This is a genomic window from Streptomyces sp. NPDC055140 (assembly GCF_053607285.1).
On sequence record NZ_JBSGTG010000214.1, the window covers coordinates 1 to 1,139 of the forward strand.

1 protein-coding gene is annotated in these 1,139 nt (G+C 63.0%); it reads right to left on the reverse strand.

Annotation, left to right across the window (positions count from 1 at the left end):
• On the reverse strand, positions 1-1,092 hold the full coding sequence (locus tag ACWFR4_RS49105) for an IS630 family transposase (protein WP_453658527.1): 1,092 nt from the start codon (positions 1,090-1,092) through the stop codon (positions 1-3).
• Positions 1,093-1,139 lie beyond the last annotated feature (47 nt).

Sequence of the window (1,139 nt, forward strand, 5' to 3'; positions counted from 1 at the left end):
CTAGTGTTCTGAGTCAGGAATTCTGTTCAGATAACTGGCGAGGCGTTCGAGAATCTCGTCTGCAGTCTTGGTCCAGACGTAGGGCTTGGGATCGGTGTTCCAGGCGGCGATCCAGTTGCGGATGTCCTTCTCGAGGGCCTGGACGGACTTGTGGACGCCTCGCCGTATCTGTTTGTTGGTCAGTTCGGCGAACCATCGCTCGACGAGGTTGAGCCAGGACGAGCCGGTTGGTGTGAAGTGCAGGTGGAATCGGGGGTGGACCAGCAACCACTTCTTGATGGCGGGTGTCTTGTGGGTGGCGTAGTTGTCGCAGATGAGGTGAACGTCGAGGCCGGCAGGCACCTCTTTGTCGAGCTTGATCAGGAACTTCTTGAACTCTTCGGCCCTGTGTCGGCGGTGCAGGGAGCCGATCACTTTGCCGGTGGCGACCTCGAGGGCGGCAAACAGTGTGGTGGTGCCGGCACGGACGTAGTCGTGGGTGGTCCGCTCGGGGACCCCGGGCATCATCGGCAGCACGGGCTGGGACCGGTCCAGGGCCTGGATCTGCGATTTCTCGTCGACGCAGAACACCAGGGCACGCTCGGGCGGGTCCAGGTAGAGACCGACGACGTCGTGGACCTTGTCGACGAAGTACGGATCAGTGGACAGCTTGAAGGTCTCCGACCGGTGCGGTTGAAGGCCGAATGCCCTCCAGATCCGTGACACCGACGACTGCGAGAGGCCCAACTCTTTCGCCATCGACCGAGTCGACCAATGCGTTGCGTTCTTCGGTGTGGATTGCAGCGTCTTGGCGACCACTTCGGCGACCTGGTCGTCCGTCACCGTCCTGGGGCCGCCCGGACGTGGCATGTCACCCAGACCGGCGATCCGGTACTGCACGAACCGGGCCCGCCAGCGCCCCACCGCATGAGGTGTGGAACCGAGTTGAGCAGCCACATCCTTGTTCGAGGCGCCCTCCGCGCAGGCCAGGATGATCCGACACCGCAGAGCCCACGCCTGCGGCGTGGAACGTCGCCGCACCCATCCCTCGAGTGCGGCCCGTTCCTCGTCCGACAGTGTCAACTCGGCCTTCGGCCGCCCCGTCCGCGCCATGGAGCAAGCCTACACATCTGAACAGAATTCCTGACTCAGAACACTAG

Coding starts and splice junctions, on each gene's coding strand:
- ACWFR4_RS49105 (WP_453658527.1), bottom strand. CDS start 1,092: ATGGCGCGGACGGGGCGGCCGAAGGCCGAGTTGACACTGTCGGACGAG.